Source organism: Streptomyces sp. NPDC018964 (genome assembly GCF_044390325.1).
Taxonomy (GTDB): domain Bacteria; phylum Actinomycetota; class Actinomycetes; order Streptomycetales; family Streptomycetaceae; genus Streptomyces.
Window position 1 is genome coordinate 309,479 of sequence record NZ_JBIRYZ010000004.1, and the last position, 20,360, is coordinate 329,838.

Annotated in this window: 22 protein-coding genes and 1 pseudogene; 12 read left to right on the forward strand and 11 right to left on the reverse strand. The window is 71.9% G+C overall.

Going from position 1 to position 20,360, the window contains the following annotated elements; all coding sequences use genetic code 11:
• The first annotated feature begins 70 nt into the window (after positions 1 to 70).
• The 6 genes from ACH5AO_RS09165 to ACH5AO_RS09190 all read left to right on the forward strand — a co-directional run bounded on the left by ACH5AO_RS09165 (position 71) and on the right by ACH5AO_RS09190 (position 7,063).
• Positions 71 to 1,120: a BMP family protein gene (locus ACH5AO_RS09165; protein WP_398923358.1), complete on the forward strand. Its 1,050-nt coding sequence runs from the start codon at positions 71 to 73 to the stop codon at positions 1,118 to 1,120.
• Between the two features lie 200 nt (positions 1,121 to 1,320).
• A complete protein-coding gene (locus ACH5AO_RS09170) occupies positions 1,321 to 2,880 on the forward strand; it encodes an ABC transporter ATP-binding protein (RefSeq protein ID WP_398923360.1) in 1,560 nt (519 codons plus the stop codon).
• The gene (locus tag ACH5AO_RS09175) at positions 2,880 to 4,004 is read left to right on the forward strand and encodes an ABC transporter permease (RefSeq protein WP_398923362.1); all 1,125 of its coding nucleotides are present in this window, start codon (positions 2,880 to 2,882) and stop codon (positions 4,002 to 4,004) included. Before ACH5AO_RS09170 ends, ACH5AO_RS09175 begins: the two co-directional genes overlap by 1 nt.
• Complete coding sequence (locus ACH5AO_RS09180) at positions 4,001 to 5,275, forward strand: ABC transporter permease (protein WP_398923364.1); 1,275 nt, start codon at positions 4,001 to 4,003, stop codon at positions 5,273 to 5,275. The genes ACH5AO_RS09175 and ACH5AO_RS09180 overlap by 4 nt, the downstream gene beginning before the upstream one ends.
• Entirely contained in the window at positions 5,272 to 5,685 is a 414-nt protein-coding gene (locus ACH5AO_RS09185) for a cytidine deaminase (RefSeq protein ID WP_398923366.1), read from the forward strand. The genes ACH5AO_RS09180 and ACH5AO_RS09185 overlap by 4 nt, the downstream gene beginning before the upstream one ends.
• A 100-nt stretch (positions 5,686 to 5,785) precedes the next feature.
• Complete coding sequence (locus ACH5AO_RS09190) at positions 5,786 to 7,063, forward strand: thymidine phosphorylase (protein ID WP_398923643.1); 1,278 nt, start codon at positions 5,786 to 5,788, stop codon at positions 7,061 to 7,063.
• 60 nt (positions 7,064 to 7,123) lie between these two features.
• Here the strand turns inward: ACH5AO_RS09190 and ACH5AO_RS09195 are convergent, their stop codons facing one another.
• Positions 7,124 to 8,044 (reverse strand): AEC family transporter, encoded by a 921-nt coding sequence (locus ACH5AO_RS09195; RefSeq protein ID WP_398923368.1) that lies wholly within the window; start codon positions 8,042 to 8,044, stop codon positions 7,124 to 7,126.
• A 127-nt stretch (positions 8,045 to 8,171) separates the two neighbouring features.
• On the opposite strand from ACH5AO_RS09195, the gene ACH5AO_RS09200 reads away from it, so the two are divergent.
• Complete coding sequence (locus ACH5AO_RS09200; RefSeq protein WP_398923370.1) at positions 8,172 to 8,582, forward strand: STAS domain-containing protein; 411 nt, start codon at positions 8,172 to 8,174, stop codon at positions 8,580 to 8,582.
• Here ACH5AO_RS09200 and ACH5AO_RS09205 read toward each other — a convergent pair.
• Entirely contained in the window at positions 8,466 to 9,482 is a 1,017-nt protein-coding gene (locus tag ACH5AO_RS09205; RefSeq protein ID WP_398923372.1) for a sigma-70 family RNA polymerase sigma factor, read from the reverse strand. The two genes, ACH5AO_RS09200 and ACH5AO_RS09205, sit on opposite strands and share 117 nt — an antisense overlap.
• 239 nt (positions 9,483 to 9,721) lie before the next feature.
• Positions 9,722 to 11,005, reverse strand: a complete 1,284-nt coding sequence (locus ACH5AO_RS09210; protein WP_398923374.1) for an MFS transporter — start codon at positions 11,003 to 11,005, stop codon at positions 9,722 to 9,724.
• Positions 11,006 to 11,068: 63 nt separating this feature from the next.
• Here ACH5AO_RS09210 and ACH5AO_RS09215 point away from each other — a divergent pair, with 63 nt between their 5' ends.
• Positions 11,069 to 12,031: a LysR substrate-binding domain-containing protein gene (locus tag ACH5AO_RS09215; RefSeq protein ID WP_398923376.1), complete on the forward strand. Its 963-nt coding sequence runs from the start codon at positions 11,069 to 11,071 to the stop codon at positions 12,029 to 12,031.
• 136 nt (positions 12,032 to 12,167) lie between these two features.
• On the opposite strand, the gene ACH5AO_RS09220 is transcribed toward ACH5AO_RS09215, so the two are convergent.
• The gene (locus tag ACH5AO_RS09220; RefSeq protein ID WP_398923378.1) at positions 12,168 to 12,929 is read right to left on the reverse strand and encodes an alpha/beta hydrolase; all 762 of its coding nucleotides are present in this window, start codon (positions 12,927 to 12,929) and stop codon (positions 12,168 to 12,170) included.
• 124 nt (positions 12,930 to 13,053) lie between these two features.
• Between ACH5AO_RS09220 and ACH5AO_RS09225 the strand changes: the two genes are divergently transcribed.
• Both ACH5AO_RS09225 and ACH5AO_RS09230 read left to right on the forward strand, forming a co-directional pair.
• Complete coding sequence (locus ACH5AO_RS09225) at positions 13,054 to 13,341, forward strand: hypothetical protein (RefSeq protein ID WP_398923380.1); 288 nt, start codon at positions 13,054 to 13,056, stop codon at positions 13,339 to 13,341.
• 189 nt (positions 13,342 to 13,530) lie between these two features.
• On the forward strand, positions 13,531 to 13,881 hold the full coding sequence (locus ACH5AO_RS09230; protein ID WP_398923382.1) for an ATP-binding protein: 351 nt from the start codon (positions 13,531 to 13,533) through the stop codon (positions 13,879 to 13,881).
• Positions 13,882 to 13,971: 90 nt separating this feature from the next.
• Here the strand turns inward: ACH5AO_RS09230 and ACH5AO_RS09235 are convergent, their stop codons facing one another.
• From ACH5AO_RS09235 to afsQ1, 5 genes are all read right to left on the reverse strand, one after another.
• A complete protein-coding gene (locus ACH5AO_RS09235; RefSeq protein ID WP_398923384.1) occupies positions 13,972 to 14,172 on the reverse strand; it encodes a PspC domain-containing protein in 201 nt (66 codons plus the stop codon).
• 59 nt (positions 14,173 to 14,231) lie between these two features.
• Positions 14,232 to 14,813, reverse strand: a complete 582-nt coding sequence (locus tag ACH5AO_RS09240; protein WP_398923386.1) for a VanZ family protein — start codon at positions 14,811 to 14,813, stop codon at positions 14,232 to 14,234.
• Positions 14,814 to 14,895: 82 nt separating this feature from the next.
• Positions 14,896 to 15,519 (reverse strand): hypothetical protein, encoded by a 624-nt coding sequence (locus tag ACH5AO_RS09245; RefSeq protein ID WP_398923388.1) that lies wholly within the window; start codon positions 15,517 to 15,519, stop codon positions 14,896 to 14,898.
• Positions 15,519 to 17,114 carry an ATP-binding protein gene (locus ACH5AO_RS09250; protein ID WP_398923390.1) on the reverse strand — a complete coding sequence of 532 codons (1,596 nt, stop codon included), beginning with the start codon at positions 17,112 to 17,114 and terminating at the stop codon, positions 15,519 to 15,521. The genes ACH5AO_RS09245 and ACH5AO_RS09250 overlap by 1 nt, the downstream gene beginning before the upstream one ends.
• A complete protein-coding gene (gene afsQ1, locus ACH5AO_RS09255) occupies positions 17,111 to 17,788 on the reverse strand; it encodes a two-component system response regulator AfsQ1 (protein WP_389086546.1) in 678 nt (225 codons plus the stop codon). Before afsQ1 ends, ACH5AO_RS09250 begins: the two co-directional genes overlap by 4 nt.
• Positions 17,789 to 18,031: 243 nt before the next feature.
• Here afsQ1 and ACH5AO_RS09260 point away from each other — a divergent pair, with 243 nt between their 5' ends.
• The gene (locus ACH5AO_RS09260; RefSeq protein WP_398923392.1) at positions 18,032 to 18,769 is read left to right on the forward strand and encodes a SigE family RNA polymerase sigma factor; all 738 of its coding nucleotides are present in this window, start codon (positions 18,032 to 18,034) and stop codon (positions 18,767 to 18,769) included.
• Between the two features lie 307 nt (positions 18,770 to 19,076).
• Here the strand turns inward: ACH5AO_RS09260 and ACH5AO_RS09265 are convergent, their stop codons facing one another.
• The gene (locus ACH5AO_RS09265; protein WP_398923394.1) at positions 19,077 to 19,703 is read right to left on the reverse strand and encodes a uridine kinase; all 627 of its coding nucleotides are present in this window, start codon (positions 19,701 to 19,703) and stop codon (positions 19,077 to 19,079) included.
• A gap of 148 nt (positions 19,704 to 19,851) precedes the next feature.
• Between ACH5AO_RS09265 and ACH5AO_RS09270 the strand changes: the two genes are divergently transcribed.
• Positions 19,852 to 20,190, forward strand: a complete 339-nt coding sequence (locus ACH5AO_RS09270; RefSeq protein ID WP_398923396.1) for a hypothetical protein — start codon at positions 19,852 to 19,854, stop codon at positions 20,188 to 20,190.
• Positions 20,191 to 20,227: 37 nt separating this feature from the next.
• Here ACH5AO_RS09270 and ACH5AO_RS09275 read toward each other — a convergent pair.
• Positions 20,228 to 20,332, reverse strand: a pseudogene (locus ACH5AO_RS09275) (DUF397 domain-containing protein); the annotation flags it as partial.
• Between the last annotated feature and the right edge of the window lie 28 nt (positions 20,333 to 20,360).

A 20,360-nucleotide genomic window follows, 5' to 3' on the forward strand; every position in this document is an offset into this window, starting at 1 on the left:
GTTAATCTGCGGCAGAGCCAGCGCCGTAGCTGAACACGTCCCGGCGCTTGTACGACTAGGAGCACCACACATGCGCCGGATTTCCCGGATCACGGTCGCAGGCGCGGCGACCGCCTCCCTGGCCCTCGCACTCTCCGCCTGCGGTTCCACCTCCACCTCCTCGAGCTCCTCGGAGTCGAAGGGTGACAAGGGTCTCGCCATCGCCTACGACGTCGGCGGCAAGGGCGACCAGTCCTTCAACGACGCCGCGTACGCGGGCCTGGAGCAGGCGAAGAAGGAGTTCAGCTACGAGACGGCCGACGTCGAGCCCACCGACGGCGAGACGGACGCCGACAAGGAGCAGCGCCTGGTCTCGCTGGCGAAGCAGGGCTACAACCCGGTCGTCGGTGTCGGCTACGCGTACGCCGCCGCGGTGAAGGGTGCCGCCGAGAAGTACCCGGACACCACCTTCGGCATCGTCGACGACGCCACGATCGAGGCGAAGAACGTCGCGGACCTGGTCTTCTCCGAGGAGCAGGCCTCCTACCTCGCCGGTGTCGCCGCCGCGAAGAGCACCAAGACGAAGACGGTCGGCTTCGTGGGCGGTGTGGACATCCCGCTGATCCACAAGTTCCAGGCCGGTTACGAGCAGGGCGTCAAGGACACCGACCCCAAGGTCAAGGTGATCCCGCAGTACCTGACGCAGACGGCGGAGGAGGGCGGCTTCTCCAGCCCCGACAAGGGCAAGTCGGCCGCCGAGGGTCAGATCGAGAAGAAGGCCGACGTGATCTACGCGGCCGCCGGCCTGTCCGGCCAGGGCGTCATCGAGGCCGCCGCCGCCAACAAGGTGTGGGCGATCGGCGTCGACTCCGACCAGTACAAGCAGGAAGCCCTCGCCGCGTACAAGGACTCGATCCTCACCTCGGCGATGAAGGACGTCGCCAAGGCGGTGTACAACCTGGCGAAGTCGGTGGAGGACGGCAAGCCCACGACCGGTATCGTCAAGGGCGATCTGAAGACGGGTGAGGTGAGCCTGTCGAACTCCAACCCGAAGTTCGCGGACGACGCCGAGCTCCAGGAAGCCATCGAGACGGCCAAGGAGAAGATCGTCAGCGGCGAGATCAAGGTCAAGTCGAGCTGAGGCACGTCACCCCGAACAACCCGGGGTCGCGTCCGCTCGACGGGGTACGAGGAGCCCGGCTCCTCGTACCCCGTCGGTCGAGTGCGCCACCCCTCTGCATGCCGTAGGGGCACTACGCGCGTAGACGGCCCCCGTCCCCAGGAGAGTGCGTCATCAACGCGTCCAGCAGCCCTCCGGCCGGAGCGGCGGTCAACGATTCGGTGACCGCCGTCGAACTCGCCGGCATCACCAAGCGCTTCCCGGGTGTCGTGGCCAACCACGACATCCACCTCACCGTCCGCAAGGGCACCGTCCACGCCCTCGTCGGTGAGAACGGCGCCGGCAAGTCGACCCTGATGAAGATCCTCTACGGCATGCAGAAGCCGGACGAGGGCACCATCGCGATCCACGGCGAACAGGTGAGCTTCTCCTCGCCCGCCGACGCCATCGTCCGCGGCATCGGCATGGTGCACCAGCACTTCATGCTCGCCGACAACCTCACCGTCCTCGAGAACGTCGTCCTCGGCAGCGAGAAGCTCTACGGCATCGGCTCCAAGGCCCGCCGCAAGATCAAGGAGCTCTCCGACCGCTACGGCCTCGGCGTCCGCCCCGACGTCCTGGTCGAGGAGCTCGGCGTCGCCGCCCGCCAGCGCGTGGAGATCCTCAAGGTCCTCTACCGCGGCGCCACCACCCTGATCCTCGACGAGCCCACCGCCGTCCTCGTCCCGCAGGAGGTCGACGCGCTCTTCGACAACCTGCGCGAGCTGAAGGCCGAGGGCCTGTCGGTCATCTTCATCTCCCACAAGCTGGGCGAGGTCCTCTCCGTCGCCGACGACATCACCGTCATCCGCCGCGGCACCACGGTCGGCACGGCCGTCCCCGCCGAGACGACCCCGCGCCAGCTCGCCGAGCTGATGGTCGGCAGCGAGCTGCCCACCCCCGAGACGGCCGAGTCCACGGTCACCGACCGCCCGGTCCTCACCGTCGAGAAGCTGCGCCTGGCGGCCCCCGGCGGCAAGGCCCTGCTCGACGACATCAGCTTCACCATCCACGCGGGCGAGGTCCTCGGCATCGCCGGTGTGGAGGGCAACGGCCAGACCGAGCTGGTCGACGCGCTCATCGGCCTGCGGCACGCCGACTCCGGCGTCATCCGGCTGGCCGACGAGGAGATCACCTCCTGGGCCACCCGCAAGCGCCGCGAGCAGGGCATCGGCTACATCCCCGAGGACCGCCACCGCCACGGCCTGCTCCTGGAATCCCCCCTCTGGGAGAACCGCATCCTCGGCCACGTCACCGAGAAGCCCAACGCCAAGGGCGTCTGGCTCGACCCGAAGGCCGCCCAGGAGGACACCCGCCGGATCGTCACCGAGTACGACGTCCGCACCCCCGGCATCGACGTCACCGCGGCCTCCCTGTCCGGCGGCAACCAGCAGAAGCTGATCGTCGGCCGCGAGATGAGCCACAAGCCGCGCTTCCTGATCGCCGCCCACCCCACCCGCGGTGTGGACGTCGGCGCGCAGGCCGCCATCTGGGACCACATCCGCGAGGCCCGCCGCGAGGGCCTGGCCGTGCTGCTGATCTCCGCCGACCTGGACGAGCTCATCGGCCTGTCCGACACCCTCCGGGTGATCTACGACGGCAAGCTGGTCGCGGACGCCGACCCGGCCACCATCACCCCGGAGGAACTCGGCACCGCCATGACCGGCGCCGCCTCCGGACACCTGGAGCACGAAGAGACCCCGGCCGACGGCGGCCCGGGTGCGGAAGACGAGGCCCGCTGATGAAGAAGTTCGACAAGGAGCGCGTGCTCCTCGCGGTGGCCGGGCCGGTCATCGCGCTCGCCGTGGCCTTCGTGCTCAGCGCGATCGTGCTGCTCGCCTCCGGCAAGAACCCGGTCGAACCGTTCGCCCTGATGTTCGAGCAGGCCGGTTTCTCCGACATCCAGGTCCTGATCATCAACCAGGCCTCGATGTACTACATCGCCGCCCTCGCGGTCGCCATCGGCTTCCGCATGAACCTGTTCAACATCGGTGTCGACGGCCAGTACCAGCTCGGCGCCTTCATGGCCGCCGTCGTCGGCGCCCACGCGAACCTTCCGGCGTTCCTCCAGGTCCCGCTGCTGCTGCTGACCGCCGTGCTCACCGGCGCCTTCTGGGCCAGCATCGCCGGCGTCCTCAAGGTCACCCGCGGCGTCAGCGAGGTCGTCGCCACGATCATGCTCAACGCGATCGCCACCTCGCTCATCGTCTACATGTGGAAGCCGGACGTCTTCGGCGTCAAGATCGGCAACAACAGCACCACCGGCGAGATGCACGAGTCCGGCTGGATCCCCGGCATCGACATGGGCGCGGCCGGCGAGATCTACGGCCTGGTGATCCTCGCCGCCCTGCTCGGCATCGGCTACTGGGTCACCCTCAACCGCACCCGCTTCGGCTTCGACCTGCGCGCCTCCGGCGCCTCCGAGTCCGCCGCCTCCGCCAGCGGCGTCGACCCCAAGCGCATGGTCCTCACCGCCATGCTGCTCTCCGGCGCCATCGCCGGCCTCGCGGGCCTGCCGATCCTCCTCGGCGACTCCCACACCTACAACCTCAACTTCCCCACCGGCATCGGCTTCCTCGGCATCGGCATCGCCCTGCTCGGCCGCAACAGCCCGGTCGGCATCGCCTTCGCCGCCCTGCTGTGGGCCTGGCTCGACAAGGCCTCGCCCGAGCTGGACTTCCACGGTTACGACAAGGAGATCGCGGTCATCATGCAGGGCCTGATCGTCCTCTCGGTGGTCGTCTCCTACGAGGCCGTCCGCGAGTGGGGCCTGCGCCGCCAGCAGCGCCGGGTCGGCGCGGAACTCGCCGCGGGACACGTCCTGGGCGCCGACAACAACACCACGAAGGAGGTGGCCGGCCGATGACCGCTCCGACCACAGCGACCGACGTCAACCAGCCGTCGCTGGAACACGCCCCGCCGACCGGCCGCCGCATGTCGTGGCCCGTCCTGCTCCTGGTCGTCGCCGGAGCCCTGGCCCTGGTCTCGATCGTCCGCATCATCACCGGCGCGGACGGCATCACCAACGTCAGCCAGATGTCCACCGCCCTCCAGCTCGCCGTCCCCATCGGCCTCGCCGGTCTCGGCGGCCTGTGGGCCGAACGCGCGGGCGTCGTCAACATCGGCCTCGAGGGCATGCTGATCCTCGGCACCTGGTTCGGCGCCTGGGCCGGATTCCAGTGGGGCCCGTGGACCGGCGTCCTCGTCGGCATCATCGGCGGCTGCCTCGGCGGCCTGCTGCACGCGATCGTCACCGTCACCTTCAACGTCAACCACATCGTCTCCGGTGTGGCCCTCAACATCCTCGCCCTCGGCGCCACCCGCTACCTCGCCCCCCTCGCCTTCGAGGGCCACCAGGGCGGCTCCGCCAAGCAGTCCCCGGCGGTCGAGTCCCTCGGCCACTTCACCGTGCCGGGACTGTCCGACGGACTCAGCGACCTCAACGACAAGGGCTGGTTCCTCGTCTCGGACATCGCCGGCCTGCTCGGCGGACTGGTCACCGACGTCTCCTGGCTGACCCTGATCGCCGTCGCGCTCATCCCCGCCTCCTGGTGGATCCTGTGGCGCACGGCCTTCGGCCTGCGCCTGCGCTCCTGCGGCGAGAACCCGGTCGCCGCCGAGTCCCTCGGCGTCAACGTCTACAAGTACAAGTACCTGGCCGTGATCATCTCCGGCGGCCTGGCCGGCCTCGGCGGCGTCTTCCTCTCCATCGTGGCCAACCCCTTCTACCTGGAGGGCCAGACCAGCGGCCGCGGCTACATCGGCCTCGCCGCGATGATCTTCGGCAACTGGATGCCGGGCGGCCTCGCCATCGGCGCCGGCCTCTTCGGCTACACCGACAGCCTCAACCTGCGCGGCGGCTCCGCCAACGTGCACGCCCTGCTGCTGCTCGGCGCGCTGCTGCTGGTCATCGGCGCGATCTGGCTGGCCGTCCGCAAGAAGTACGTCCACGCGGTGGTCACCCTGGTCATCGGCGCCCTCGTCTGGACCTGGTACGCCACCACCAACGAGGTCCCCAACCAGGTCGTCGCCGCCACCCCGTACGTCATCACCCTCGTTGTCCTCGCCCTCTCCGCCCAGCGGCTGCGCATGCCCAAGGCGGACGGCATGCCGTACCGGAAGGGACAGGGCAAGTGACCTCCGCCGGGCCCACCGCGGCCGACACCGACTGGGAGGCGCTGCGCGCCGTGGCACGGGACGCCATGACCCACGCCTACGCCCCCTACTCGGGCTACCCGGTCGGCGTGGCGGCCCTGGTCGACGACGGACGCACGGTCTCCGGCTGCAACGTCGAGAACGCCTCGTACGGGCTCGGCCTGTGCGCCGAGTGCGGACTGGTCTCCGAGCTCCAGCGCACCGGGGGCGGCCGGCTCACCCACTTCACCTGCGTGGACGGCGACGGCGAGATCCTCGTCCCGTGCGGCCGCTGCCGCCAGCTGCTGTACGAGTTCGGCGGCCCCGGCCTGCTCCTGGAGACCCCGGCGGGCATCCTGCCGCTCTCCGAGATGCTGCCCCAGGCCTTCGGCCCGCAGCACCTCACCAAGTAACTCCCGTACGGCCCCTCCGAGCGGCTGCCGGTATCCGCCGATACCGTCGTCCGGAGGGGCCGCACCCTTCGCACCTCCGGAAGGAACGCCAGCCATGGCCATGGACGCCATCTCCGTCATCCGCACCAAGCGGGACCGCGGCGAACTCAGCGACGAGCAGATCGACTGGGTGATCGACGCGTACACCCGCGGGGAGGTGGCCGACGAGCAGATGTCGGCCCTCGCCATGGCGATCCTCCTCAACGGCATGAACCGGAGCGAGATCGCCCGCTGGACGGCCGCGATGATCGCCTCCGGCGAGCGCATGGACTTCTCCTCGCTGTCCCGCCCCACCGCCGACAAGCACTCCACCGGCGGCGTCGGCGACAAGATCACCCTCCCGCTGGCCCCCCTCGTCGCGGCCTGCGGCGCGGCCGTCCCCCAGCTCTCCGGCCGCGGCCTCGGCCACACCGGCGGCACCCTCGACAAGCTGGAGTCCATCCCCGGCTGGCGCGCGCTGCTCTCCAACGAGGAGATGCTGTCGGTGCTGGACGGCACCGGCGCCGTGATCTGCGCGGCGGGCGACGGACTGGCCCCGGCGGACAAGAAGCTGTACGCCCTCCGGGACGTCACGGGCACGGTCGAGGCGATCCCGCTGATCGCCTCCTCGATCATGTCGAAGAAGATCGCGGAGGGCACCGGCTCCCTCGTCCTGGACGTGAAGGTCGGCACCGGTGCCTTCATGAAGACGATCGACGACGCCCGCGAACTGGCCCGCACCATGGTCGGCCTGGGCACCGACTCCGGCGTGAAGACCGTCGCCCTCCTCACCGACATGTCCACCCCGCTCGGCCTGACCGCCGGCAACGCCCTCGAGGTCCGCGAGTCGGTCGAGGTCCTGGCGGGCGGCGGCCCCGCGGACGTCGTCGAGCTGACCCTCGCCCTGGCCCGCGAGATGCTGGACGCGGCCGGCCTGAAGGACGCCGACCCGGCGAAGGCCCTCGCCGACGGCTCCGCCATGGACGTCTGGCGCCGCATGATCAGCGCGCAGGGCGGCGACCCGGACGCGGCCCTCCCGGTCGCCCGGGAACAGCACGTCGTCAAGGCCCCGTCCTCCGGCGTCCTGACCCGCCTCGACGCCTACGACATCGGCGTCGCCGCCTGGCGCCTCGGCGCGGGCCGCGCCCGCAAGGAGGACCCGGTGCAGGCGGGCGCGGGCGTCGAACTCCACGCCAGGCCCGGCGACACCGTGACCGAGGGCCAGCCCCTCCTCACCCTCCACACGGACACCCCGGACCGCTTCGACTACGCCCTCCGGTCCATCGAGGGCTCCTACGACATCGAGACCCCCGGCACGGCCTTCACGGCCACGCCGGTCGTACTGGAACGTATCGCCTGACCTGGAGTTTCCCCATCCGGGTGAACGGGACCGGTGGACCCCCACCGGTCCCGTTCCACGTCACCCCAGCAGCGCCGCCACCACCACCAGCACCGGCACCGACAGCACCGTCGACACCAGGATCGCCTCCCGGGCCAGCTTCTCGCCCACCCGGTAGCTGCTCGCGTAGGTGAAGAGGTTCTGGGCGGCCGGGAGGGCCGAGGTCACCACCACGTCCAGCAGGTGCGCGCCGCGCAGCCCGAAGACGCCCACCGCCAGCGCCCAGGCGGCCAGCGGCTGGCCCACCGCCTTCAGGCCCACGGCGAGCAGGACGGCGCCCCGGTCACCGCCCCGCAGGGGCAGCGTGCTGCCGCGCAGCGAGATGCCGAAGGCGAGCAGCACGGCGGGGACCGCCATGTTGCCGATCAGGGTCACCGGGTCCCACACCGGCCCCGGTATCCCGACCCCGGCCGCCGACACCGCCACTCCCGCCAGCGACCCCACCGCGATCGGATTGCGCAACGGGGTCAGGATCCGCCGCCACAGCGGCTGCTTCTCGCCCGCCGTCGACAGGTCGAGGATCGTCAGCGCGACCGGCGTGACCCCGACCAGCTGGAACAGCAGCACCGGCGCCACCAGCGAGGCGTCACCCAGCACGTACACGGCGATCGGGATGCCCAGGTTGCCGGAGTTGACGTAACTGGAGCACAGGGCGCCGATGGTGGTGCGGCCCACGCCCCAGCCCCGTACGACACCCACCGCGACGAAGACGCCCGCCACCGCCGCCGTGCTCAGCGCGGTGACCAGCAGCCGGCTGGAGAAGACCACCGACAGGTCGGCCCGGGCGAGCGTGGTGAACAGCAGCGCGGGCGACGCCACGTGGAACGCCAGCTTCGTCAGGACCTCGCGGCCCTGTGCGCCGAGGTACCCCCGGCGGCCGATGACATAGCCGACGCCGATGACGACGGCGATCACCAGGAACCCGCTCAGCACCCCCTGCACGGCAGCTCCTCGCGCAGGCGAAGGGCACCGGACACCGCGGGCGGGGATGATCTATGGCGCATACACCCAACCCTCCGGGGAAGGGCGTGTCCAGGTCAATGTGATCCTTGCGGCGCCGACCCCCGCGATGAGTTACGCGCCGCCGCCCGGTCTACCGGTCGTGGACGCCATGACACCGCCCGTACTCGTACTCAGCGGCCCCCTCACCCGGGACGAGGTGAGCGGGCCCTGCGACGAGCTGCGGGCGCTGCTGGACGGGGGAGGCGGCGGTGGCGGCGGTGGTGGCTCGGGCAGGGTGGTCGTGTGCGATGTCGCCGGGCTGGGGCCGGCCGGTCTCGCCGCCGTGAACCTGCTCGCACGGCTCCAGCTCACCGCCCGCCGGTCCGGCGGCCGGATACGGCTGCGCGACCCTTCCCCGGCGCTATGCGCTCTGCTCGATTTGGTCGGCCTCCGCTTCGAGACGGAGGGGCAGCCCGAACAGCGGGAACCACCGTTGGGTGTCGAGGAAACAGTGGAACCCGGTGATCCGGCCGCCTGATATCTCCAGCACCTGGACCGCCCAGGGCATGAAACCGCCGGTCTCCGGGTCGGGCTTGTACTGCGCGAACCCCGGCAGTCCGTTGACCTCCACCGGCACCAGCCGCGAACCCGCGCACGGGGCGCCCAGCGTCGTCATGAAGCCCGTGATGTCGTCGACGCCGGTCAGCCAGAGGTCGAACGGCGGCATCGTCATGAGGGCGTCCTCGTGCAGCAGCGCGGTCAGCGCCGACATGTCGTACCCCTCGAACGCCGCCACATAGCGCTCGAGCAGCTTCTGCTGCTCCTCGTCCAGCGGGTCGGACACCGACGCGTCGGCGCCCGGTTGCCGCTGCTCCGCCAGTGTGGCCCGGGCCCGCTGGAGCGCGCTGTTCACCGACGCGACCGACGTGCCCAGCAGCTCGGCGACCTCGCTCGCCTTCCAGGCCAGCACCTCCCGCAGGATCAGCACCGCCCGCTGCCTGGCCGGCAGCTGCTGGAGCGCGGCCATGAAGGCGAGCCGCACCGACTCCTTGGCGACCGCCGCCTCCGCCGGGTCGGCCGGCGTGGGCAGCACCCGGGAGTCGGGCATCGGCTCCAGCCACGTGCTGTCCGGGCGGGGGGAGAGCGCCGCCTGCGCCAGCGGGGTGGACTCGGTCAGATCCATCGGCCTCGCCCGCTTGTTGCCCGCCGCCAGCATGTCCAGGCAGACGTTGGTCGCGATGCGGTAGAGCCACGAGCGCAGGCTGGAACGGCCCTCGAACCTGTCGAAGCTGCGCCAGGCGCGGATCATCGTGTCCTGTACCGCGTCCTCCGCCTCGAAGGAGGAGCCCAGCATCCGGTAGCAGTACCCGGTCAGTTCGACCCGGTGCGCCTCCAGCCTGGCGTCCAGGTCGGTCGTCGTCGCGGTGCCGTTCGTCATCGTCCACTCACCCCATGTGGCCTCTCGTGGCGCACCATCGCACCCACCACTCCGGAAGCTACCCCAGCCCACTGACAACGGCCCGCCACGCGAACGAAGGTGCAGGTCAGAGCTGTTGACGCAGAAGTTCCCTCGACCCGCTCCCCAGCTGAGACCCAGCCCCTCCGGCGTTTGAGGAGCGGGGGTCCGGGGGCGGCGCCCCCGGGACGGGACGGGAAGGGGCGGCGGGGGCGAGGAAATCAGGCCGGCCGGACCACGGCAGCCCGCGCCGCCGCCCGCGTCCCGGCCAGGGTGATCGCCACGACCCCGGCCACCGCCACCAGCCCGACCGCCACCGTCCCGCCCCAGCCCCCCGAGTGGAACGCGAGCGCCCCCACCGTGCTGCCCGCGCTGGACCCGACGTAGTACGCGGACTGGTACAGGGCCGACGCCTGCGCCCGCCCCACCGTCGCCGTCTTCCCGACCGCCGACGACGCCACCGCGTGCCCCGCGAAGAACCCCGCCGTGATCAGCACCAGCCCCAGCAGCACCACCGGCAACGAGCCCGCCAGCGACAGCAGCAGCCCCGCCGCGGTCGTCCCGCCGCCCGCGTACAGCGCGCCCCGGCGGCCCAGCCGGCCCACCAGCCGCCCCGCCGCCGACGCCGAGACCGTGCCGACCAGGTACACCAGGAAGATCGAGCCCACGATGCCCTGCGGCAGCGAGAACGGCGCCTCGGTCAGCCGGTAGCCGATGACCGTGTAGACACCGCCGAACACCGTCATGAACAGCGCGCCGATCGCGTACAGCCGCCGCAGCAGCGGGTCGGCGAGATGGCCGCGGACGGTCCGCACCAGCACACCCGGCCGCAGCGAGCCCGCCCGGAAGTGCCTCGGCGCCGGCAGCAGCAGCCGGAACGCCACCGCGCACGCCACCGCGACCACGCCGATCACCCCGACGGCGACCCGCCAGCCCCACTCCTGCGCCACCCAGCCGGTGATCACCCGGCCGCTCATCCCGCCGACGCTGTTGCCGGCCACGAACAGCCCGATCGCGGTCACCAGCGCCTTCGGCGTGACCTCCTCCGCGAGGTACGCGGTCGCCGACGCCGGCAGCCCGGCCAGCGCCGCCCCCTGCAGCGCGCGCAGCGCCACCAGCGCGCCCAGCGACGGCGCGAACGGCACCAGCAGTCCGACGGTCACCGCGACGGCCAGCGAGGCCGTCATGACCGTACGCCGTCCGTAGCGCTCCGACAGCGCGCTCATCGGCAGCACGAACAGGGCCAGGCCGCCGGTGGCCGCCGCCACCGTCCAGCTCGCGTCACCCGCGCTCACCGCGAAGTCGCCGGAGATCAGCGGCAGCAGGGCCTGGGTGGAGTACAGCAGCGCGAAGGTCGCGACGCCCGCGAGGAACAGGGCGAGACTCATCCGGCGGTAACCGGGCCCGCCCGGGGACATCCGGGACTCGGAGACGGGCGGCTGGACGGAGGGAACGGATGCGACGGCGCCCACACTGGTGGACGCCCCGGTACTGGCGGGAGTCATGCCTCGAAGCTACGTACGCCCCCGCTCATCCGTCCAATGCACGGAATCGTCATAATCGTTCCCATGGCGCATGAGCAGAGGTCACGGAGCCGGCTGTCACGGAGCAGTGACACACGAGACACGGACGACATGGCGAGGCTGCTCGCCCCCCGCCTCGCCCACTTCGCCGGCGTCGCCCGCACCGAGCACGTCACCCGCGCCGCGCAGGAGATGCAGGTCCCGCAGTCCACCCTCTCCCGCGCGATGGTCCGCCTGGAACAGGACCTGGGGGTCGAACTGTTCGCCCGCCACGGCCGCACCGTCTCCCTCACCCCGGCCGGCCGCACCTTCCTCACCTCCGTCGAACGCGCCCTCGCCGAGATCCGGCGCGCCGCCGACGAGGTGCGCGCCGACGCCGACCCCGCCACCGGCAAGGTCGCCTTCGGCTTCCTGCACACCATGGGCGCCGAGACCGTACCCGGCCTGCTGCACGCCTTCCGCGCCGACCACCCGCGCATCCGCTTCAGCCTGGTCCAGAACTACGGCGAGGCCATGCTGGAACGCCTCCGCGCGGGCGAACTCGACCTGTGCCTGACCTCCCCGGTGCCCGACGCCCCCGACCTCGTCGCCCGCCGCCTCGACGAACAGAAGCTGCGCCTGGTCGTCCCCGTCGACCACCGCCTCGCCGGCCGCCGCCGCATCCGCCTGGCCGAGGCCGCCGACGAGACCTTCGTGACCCTGGAACCCGGCTACGGCCTGCGCCGCATCACCGACGACCTCTGCGCGCAGGCCGGTTTCGGACCCCGCATCGCCTTCGAGGGCGAGGAGGCCGAGACCCTGCGCGGCCTGGTGGCGGCGGGCCTGGGCGTGGCCCTCCTCCCCCCGCCGGCCTTCCCCCGCCCCGGGGTGGTGGAACTGACGGTCACGGCCCCCAGGGCGGCCAGGGAGATCGGCGTGGCCTGGCTGGCGGGCCGTCCGGACACACCCCCGGTGGCGGCCTTCAAGAAGTTCCTGCTCGGCAAGAGGGGCACCTTGCTGCCCACGTGAGAAGGGGGCGACCGGCCGCCGACGCGGGGGCGGCGCACCCAGGGGCGCGGGGCTGTACCGGTCCGCGGCTCCGCCGCGCGGGCGCGGCGAGCCACAACGGACCCGCACCCGCCGACAGGCGGAAACCCCACCCGCGCTACCGCCGCAGAGACTTCCCGAACCCGACAGCCAACGGCATCCGCAACCCCAGCGGCGGAGGCGCCGCCAAGGCGTCCCGCACGGGCCGCGAGAACGCCCGCCCGAACAGCACCCCCATCACGAAGTCCTCGGCCAGCGCGAGCACTTCGTCCCGGTACTGGTTCAAGGCGTGCCCGTCCGAGTGGACTTCGAACCGGCACACCTCCCGGTTCGCCTTCTTCGCCCGCGCCGCCAGCCGGAACGACAGCTCGGGATCGCTGCGCGTGTCGTTCGTGCCGTGCACGATCAGCACCTGCCGCCCGGCGAGCTGTTTCACCGGTTCGGGCGGTGCCGCCACGTCCTCGTCCGGCAGCCAGGGGGCCAGTGCCAGAACGGAGTTGACGGCCTCGTGGCCCCCCGCGCGGAGCGCGGCCCTGCCGCCCATGCCGATCCCGGCGAGGCAGACGGGGACGTCCCCGTAGCGCCGTACGGCCTCGTCGGCGGCCCATGCGGCGTCGCGCGCGAGATGTGCCTCGCTGCCGTTCCAGCCCCGGTAGCGGTAGTGGACGACATGGGCGGCGAGCCCCCGGTCCCGGCCCGCGCGGGTGAGGCGGCGCCCCAAGGCGCGTACGGAGGCGGCCGCCAGCACGGCGGACGGTCTGCGGCCGGACACCTCCTCGCCGCCGGGGAGCAGCAGCACCACTCCGCCCACCGCTGTCGGCTCCGGGCCGAGCGCCCTCCCCAGCCGGGCCGTGCGAACCGGCGTCGCTTCCTGTGCCATGACAGAACATTCTCAGAAGTGCGGGTGTACTCCACCCGACCGTGCGGTCACCGTTGCGTATCGACGCGTTCGCCCGCCAAGCGCTCTACGCGCACAGGGGGTTGGGGCGTGGAAGCGACGAGCCGTGCCGTCGCTTCCGCACCCGACGCCGGAGCGGATCCGCCGGACGTCCCTCGACCTGTCGCACCGGCCGCGCTTCCGGTTCACGGCGAGCACCGCCGGCCGCCCGATGCCCCGCACCACCGTGAGCCGGGAATTCGAGCACCCGGCCGACGCATTCGCTCGCGCGCGCGACGACCTCCGACGATTCTCCGTCAATTCCGTGAAGTACGCCTTCATCCCTTTCGATGAACGGCCGGCCGCGAACGATGACGTCGGAAAGCCCGGACGCGCCGATCAGAAACCCGAATAATTGTTCCACCAGACGGCTTCCACCAGCGGTTCTCCGGTAAAGGAGAACTGAGGTCGACGCCTGCGGAAAACGCGGACACCGTCGGCGTTCACAAGTCGTCCGTATTTCGATGTTTGCGGCGGGAGGGGCCCCGTGCTTACGGTCTCAGCACCGCTCACCCCCCGTATTCCATTTCGAGGACGCGTTTACATGAAGCAGTCTGCTGCCAAGACCCTCGGTGTCGCCGTGCTGGGTGCCGCCTTCGCCGCCGCCGGTGCCGGCGCCGCCACCGCGGCCCCGGCCGTCCCGGACGCCGCTCCGGTGCTGGACACCGTCGGTCAGGCCGTACCGGCGGAGAAGGTGACCGCCACGCTGCCCGACTCGGAGAAGGTGCTGGCGACAGGGCAGGAGCTGGCCGACAGCGGCCTGGAGACCGTGCAGCCGGTCGCCCAGCAGGCGAGCCCGCAGGAGGCCCCGACCACCGGTCTCCTCGGCGGCCTGCCGCTGCAGGAGCTGCCCACCCAGGGCCTCTCCCTCAACGGGATGCCGGTCGGCGCCTGACCCGCCAGGCGGAAACGCACCGATGGGGCGCGCCCGGAACCGGGTCGCGCCCCATCGGCGTGCGTACGCGCGGGAGACGGCGCCGCGGAGTCACCAGGCCGCGCGGGCCTTGCCCTCCGACGGCAACAGGATCCACAGCGCCAGGTACAGCAGGAACTGCGGCCCCGGAAGCAGACACGACAGCACGAAGATCACCCGCATCGTGGTCGCCGAGGTGCCGAAGCGCCGGGCCAGCGCGGCGCACACTCCGCCGATCTTGCGGTCGTTGGTGGGGCGGGCGAGGCGGCTCATCGCGACTCCTTCGTGAGCGGTACGAGGCCGCCCGGACGGCTGCCTCCGTACACTCCACGCTACGGAGACGAAGGGGGCAAAGCGTCACTCCACGGGGCGATCCCGACCCTGGTAATCGTCGGGGTCCTCCCCTGAGACGGCTCCTCCGCGAGGAGGGCCGTGACGGACCGCCGTACCGCCCGGCGGTGCAGCCGGGCACGGCCCGCCGGCACCACCGCCACATGCGCGAGCGCCGCGCCCGCCGTGTTGAGCAGCAGCGAGTCGACGTCCACGACCTGGCCCGGCACCGCCGTCTGCAACATCTCGACGGCCAGCGACACCAGCGCGGTCGCCGCCGCGGTGCGGATCAGCGAACCCAGCCGTGAGACGACCAGCCGGCCCCCGGCCATCGGCAGCAGCACCCCCAGCGGCGCGAGCAGCGCCAGCCCCTCGCAGACCCGGCGCACCCCCGTCGCCCAGCCCAGCGCGAAGTCGCCCCGGATGCCGTCCAGCGGCCGCAGATTGGCGGGCATCACCCAGGGGACGTCCAGGGGACGCAGCGTGTACCAGGCGACGAACGCGAGATACGCGGCCAGGAGGAGACCCCCTGTCACACGGATACGGGTCGCGGCGGAGCTGCCGATGAGGCCTTGACGCTGCACGCCCCCCTAGACGCGGCCTCCGGCACGATCGGTTCCGGGACGTCACCCGTTCACCGCATGAGGCGTGCGCCACAACGCGGGCTCACCCGTCGGTGCCCTCCGAGGACGGCGGTTCCTCGTCGTACGGACGGGACCGGACCTCGTCCGTGCACGCGTAGCGCAGCGGCCGGGCGTCGTCGGGGCCGCCCAGGATCACCGAGCCGTCGCCCTCGGCCGCCGCCGAGTCGGAGAAGGTGCACACGACCTGCGCGAGCCCGGCGGGGGTGAGGTTCCCGGGCGCGGTGCTCAGCCGCAGCGTGTCCTCCGGATCGCCGGACCGCGGACCGCTCACGGTCGTCCCGCTCCGTACCCGCGTGCCGTACCCGGCCTGCTGCTCGGCGGCCGACGGCTCCCGCGACAACTCGTCCAGCAGCCCCTGTGCCACCAGCACGCGCCGCGCGTCCGCCGCCCCGTCCGGCACCCGCACCGTCCGGTCCACGGCCACCAGCGACGACCCGCACAGCAGGAACACCCGCACCGGCAGTCCCCGCTCCGCCTGCGACGGCGCCTCCTGCCCGGCAGGGGAGCAGCTCACCCGCGACGGCGCGGGACCGAAGTCGGTCGGCACCTCCGTGGCCCGTATCCCGCACCCGGCGAGCAGCGCCCCGAGCGCTCCCGCGGCCAGCAGTACCGGCACACGGCGCACGGCAGTCCGTCGTACGTTCATCAGGCCCCCTCAGCGCCCTCGTCCCCGGTCTCGCCGTCCTTCTCCGAAGCGCTCCGCGCGGACACGTCCCGCGGCAGCCGCAGGGTGAACACGGCACCGCCCTCGGGGGAGTTGGCCGCGGTGATCTCGCCACCGTGGATGTGGGCGTTCTCCAGCGCGATGGACAGGCCCAGGCCGCTGCCCTCGGAACGCGGCCGTGAGGCGCTCGCCTTGTAGAAGCGGTCGAAGACGTGCGGCAGGACCTCCTCCGGGATGCCGGGACCGTGGTCCCGCACCTCGATGACCACCACGCCCCCGTCCTCGGCGCCCTCCGCGCCGTCCTCCCGCACCGAGACCCGCACCGGCGACCCGCCGTGCTTGAGCGCGTTCCCGATCAGGTTCGCCAGGATCACGTCCAGCCGGCGCGGGTCGATCCGGGCGTGGATGCCGCGCTCGGCGTCCAGGTCGACCGCGTCCAGCCAGGCGCGCGCGTCGATGCAGGCGGTGATCTGGTCGGCGATGTCCACGTCGTCGAGGACCAGCCGGGCGGTGCCCGCGTCGAAGCGGGTCACCTCCATCAGGTTCTCCACCAGGTCGTTCAGCCGCCGGGTCTCGCTCACCACCAGCCGCACCGCGGGCTCGATCATCGGGTCGATGCCGCCGCCCTCGGACTCCAGCTCCTCCTCCAGGACCTCGGTCACCGCCGTGATCGCGGTCAGCGGCGTACGCAGCTCGTGGCTCATGTCCGCCACGAACCGCCGGGACGCCTCGTCGCGCCCCGCCATGTCCGCCACACGCTTCTCCAGCGCCTCGGCCGCCTTGTTGAACGTCCGCGACAGGTCGGCCAGTTCATCGGTGCCCGACACCCTGAGCCGGGTGTCCAGCTTCCCCTCGCCGAGCCGCCGGGCGGCCACGCCGAGCCGCTGCACCGGCTTCAGCACCGTCGTGGCCGCCGCGTGCGCGAGCAGCGCGGCGCCTATCAGCGCCAGCCCGGTGGCGATCCCCAGCGACCAGGCCAGCGAGTTGAGGTCCTTGGCCTCCGGCTCCAGCGACTTCAGCATGTAGCCGGTCGGCCCGCCGCCGATCACCCGCGTCCCCGCCACCAGGTACGGGGTGTCGCCGTCGACGATCCGCTGCCAGTACAGGTGGTGCGGGTACGCGTTGTTCGATGTGATCTTCTGCCGCTCGGTCACCGCCTCGCGCAGCGAGACCGGCACGTCCCGCAGCGAGAAGCCGTTCAGCCCGCCCGAACTGCCGTACACGGTGTGCCCGTCGGGGTTCTCGGCGACCAGCAGCACGGTGAAGCGCTGACTGCTGGTCGCCATCTGTCCGGCGGTGCGCTGCAGTTCGTCCTGTGTCGGACGCTCGGGCAGCGCGCCCGCCCGGTTGCGCATCTCCTGCTCGAAGTCGCGCAGCACCGCGTCCTGGGTACGGGTCAGCACCGACTCGCGGTTCAGCCAGTACGCGATGCCGGACGCGGACACCGCCGCGGTGAGCGCGACCAGCCCGAACACCACGACCAGCCGCAGCCGCAGGCTGGTGAAGCGCAGCCGTGACCAGACTCCCTTGCGCGCCGCGGACCAGCCGCGGGTCTCCCCGTCGTGCTCCTGTGTCACTGAGGCGGGTCCAGTCGGTAGCCGACACCGCGCACGGTACGGATCAGGGTCGGGGACGACGGCACGTCCTCGACCTTGGCGCGCAGCCGCTGGACACACGCGTCCACCAGGCGCGAGTCGCCCAGGTAGTCGTGCTCCCACACCAGCCGCAGCAACTGCTGCCGGGACAGCGCCTGACCCGGCCGCCGGCTCAGCTCGAGCAGCAGCCGCAGCTCGGTCGGCGTCAGCTGGAGGTCCTCGCCGTTCTTCGTCACCGTCATCGCCGAACGGTCGATGACCAGGCTGCCGAAGGCCGCCGAGTCGCTGGACTCCCGCTCCCCGCGCCGCAGCACCGCCCGGATCCGGGCGTCCAGCACCCGTCCCTGCACCGGTTTGACGACGTAGTCGTCGGCGCCGGACTCCAGCCCGACCACCACGTCGATGTCGTCGTTGCGCGCGGTCAGCAGGATGATCGGCAACTGGTCCGTGCGCCGGATGCGCCGGCACACCTCGAACCCGTCGATGCCGGGCAGCATCACGTCCAGCACGATCAGATCCGGCCGCTGCTCACGCAGCAGCTTCAGACCGTCCTCACCGCTGGCAGCGGTCGCCACCCGGTGGCCCTGGCGCGTCAGTGAGAGCTCCAGGGCCGTGCGGATGGCGTCGTCGTCCTCGATCAGCAACAGGGAAGGCACGGGCTCATTCTGGCCCATGGAGGGCCCCCTGTTCGACCCGTGGGCGACAGATGCCCATTGGGCCCGCATACGTGCCGCTACGTGCACGGACACCTGTGGGGAACCCGTGGACCCGGCGTGACCGACCTCTGTGACACGCCTGTGACAGTCGGCTGACACGGCCATGAAGGTCCCCGGGCAAGCTTTTCGGCACAAGCACAACAGCACGGCAGAACACCGGAAGTCCACGACGGGGGGCGCGAGATGAACACGCTGCACGGCACCAGCACCAGCGCAGTGATCACGCGACTGCACGACGTGCACCGGGGTTGTGAGAAGTCCGGTGCGGCGGGCATGCGGGGGTGCGCCCGCGGCACCGGGCGTCAGCACACCACGATCATGACGGTGGTTGACGCGCCTACGGGGGACACGGACGGGGGGAACGCGTACGGGGAGGGCTCGGGGGAGCAGCGCTCGCTGTCGGAGGCGGAGTTCACCGCCTACGTCCAGGAGCGCCGCGCCTCCCTGTACGCCACCGCCTACCACCTGACCGGCGACCGCTTCGAGGCCGAGGACCTGCTGCAGAGCGCGCTGTTCTCGACCTATCGGGCGTGGGACCGGATCAGCGACAAGGCGGCGGTCGGCGGATACCTCCGCCGCACCATGACCAACCTGCACATCAGCGCGTGGCGCCGCCGCAAGCTGAACGAGTACCCGACCGAGGAACTGCCGGAGACGGCCGGTGACACGGACGCGATGCGCGGCACCGAGCTGCGCGCCGTGCTGTGGCAGGCGCTGGCCCGGCTGCCCGAGCTCCAGCGCACCATGCTGGTCCTGCGCTACTACGAGGGCCGCACGGACCCGGAGATCGCGGACATCCTCGGCATCAGTGTCGGCACGGTGAAGTCCAGCATCTGGCGGTCGCTCCGCCGGTTGCGCGAGGACGAGGTCCTCAGCTTCGGCCGTGACGAGGAGAACGCCTTCGGGGAGCTTGTCGCCTGAGGGTACGGGGGAGTCGCGGGGGTGCCGGGGGGCGTCGCCGTGACGAACGGGGGAGTCGCGGGGATGTCGGGGGACGTCGCCGTGGCACGTGGGGGGAGCGCGGGGGCGTCGGGGGACGCCGCCGTGACGAACGGGGGGACCGGAGGGGGGAAGCACGAGGGGGTCACGGGGGACCTCCGCGGATCCGGGGGGAAGATCACGGGGGAACAAGAGGGATCCCGGGGAGAACACGGGGGAGTGCGAAACAGCGGGACTGGAGGGCCGGGGGGCCCGCCCAGTCCCGCCTTTCGTATGTGCGCCGGGGCCGCTAGGCCGGCGTGCTCGTACCCGTCGGCGCCGTGCGCCCGGCGACCGCCGCCCTCGCGAGGCGGCCCAGCGCCTCGTCCCGGTCGCAGGCGTACGCGCCCAGCGCCGTCTGGCGGGCCACGATCGACCGCTCCAGCCGCATCAGCCGCCAGCCGCGCCGCAGCAGGAACGGCACCGACTTGCGGCCCTCCTTCAGGTCCCGCAGGAACCGCCGCCGGAACGTCCGCACCGGACCGCGGTTCAGGCACAGCGCGTCGGCCAGCAGGCCGAGTTCACGGCAGCGCTCGACGATCTCCGCGGCGAAGATGCCCTCGGCGATGAACAGCGGGGTCCCGCCGATGTCGACGGCCGTCTCGCCGGTGCGGGCGCTCAGCGAGATGTCGTAGACGGGAACCGGCGTACGGCGCGTGCGGCACAGCCGCTCGATCGCGGCGACGGCGGTGTCCGCGTCCCAGGAGCCGGGGTGGTCCCAGTCGATGTCCGTGCTGCCCGCCACGAGGGGGAGGGTCGGGTCGTCGCCCTCCTTGTAGAAATCGTCGAGGCGCAGCACGGGCAGACCGGAACGGGCCGCGATGAGGGACTTGCCGGAGCCGGAGGGGCCACAGAGCAGCACGACTCGAGCGGACATGGACGACTGGGAGGAGCTCACGGGACACCAGTTTGAGGCATCGCCCGCACGACGTACGCCCCGCGGTACGGCTTTGAAGCGCGCGTCACACCTCGACTACTCTTCGCGTCGGTCCGATCACCCATTGAAGGCGGCAGGTGGCAGAGCGATGGCCCGACACAAGGCACCCAAGGCGCCGACCGCCCGACGCGCCCTGACCGTCCTCGCGACGGCCGCGGCGACGCTCGGGGCGGGCGCGTCGGCAGCGTCGGCCGCGGACTCCGGAACGCTCCTCGACGACGCACGCGGCTCCGTCGGCGCGCTCGCGGACCTCAAGCCCAACCCCCTGGCCGGTACGGGCGTCGACCCCCTCGACAACGGCGCCGGCACCCAGGTCGCCGACTTCGCGCCGGTGAACTCGCGGGAGGTGACGGGACCGGTCGCCCAGGCACGCTCGGTGGACAGCATTCCGGGGGTCGGCCGGGCGACGGACCTGTTGAGGGACTGAGCACCGACCCGGGCGGGGCGCGTTCCGCGTCACCGCCCTACAGGGAACCGCCCTTGACGCCGTCGACGAAGAACCGCCAGGCCACCCCGTCCAGCACCATCACAGGACCGGCCGGGTTCTTGCCGTCGCGAACGGGGACCGTACCGGGGAAGTCGTCGCCCTGGACACGC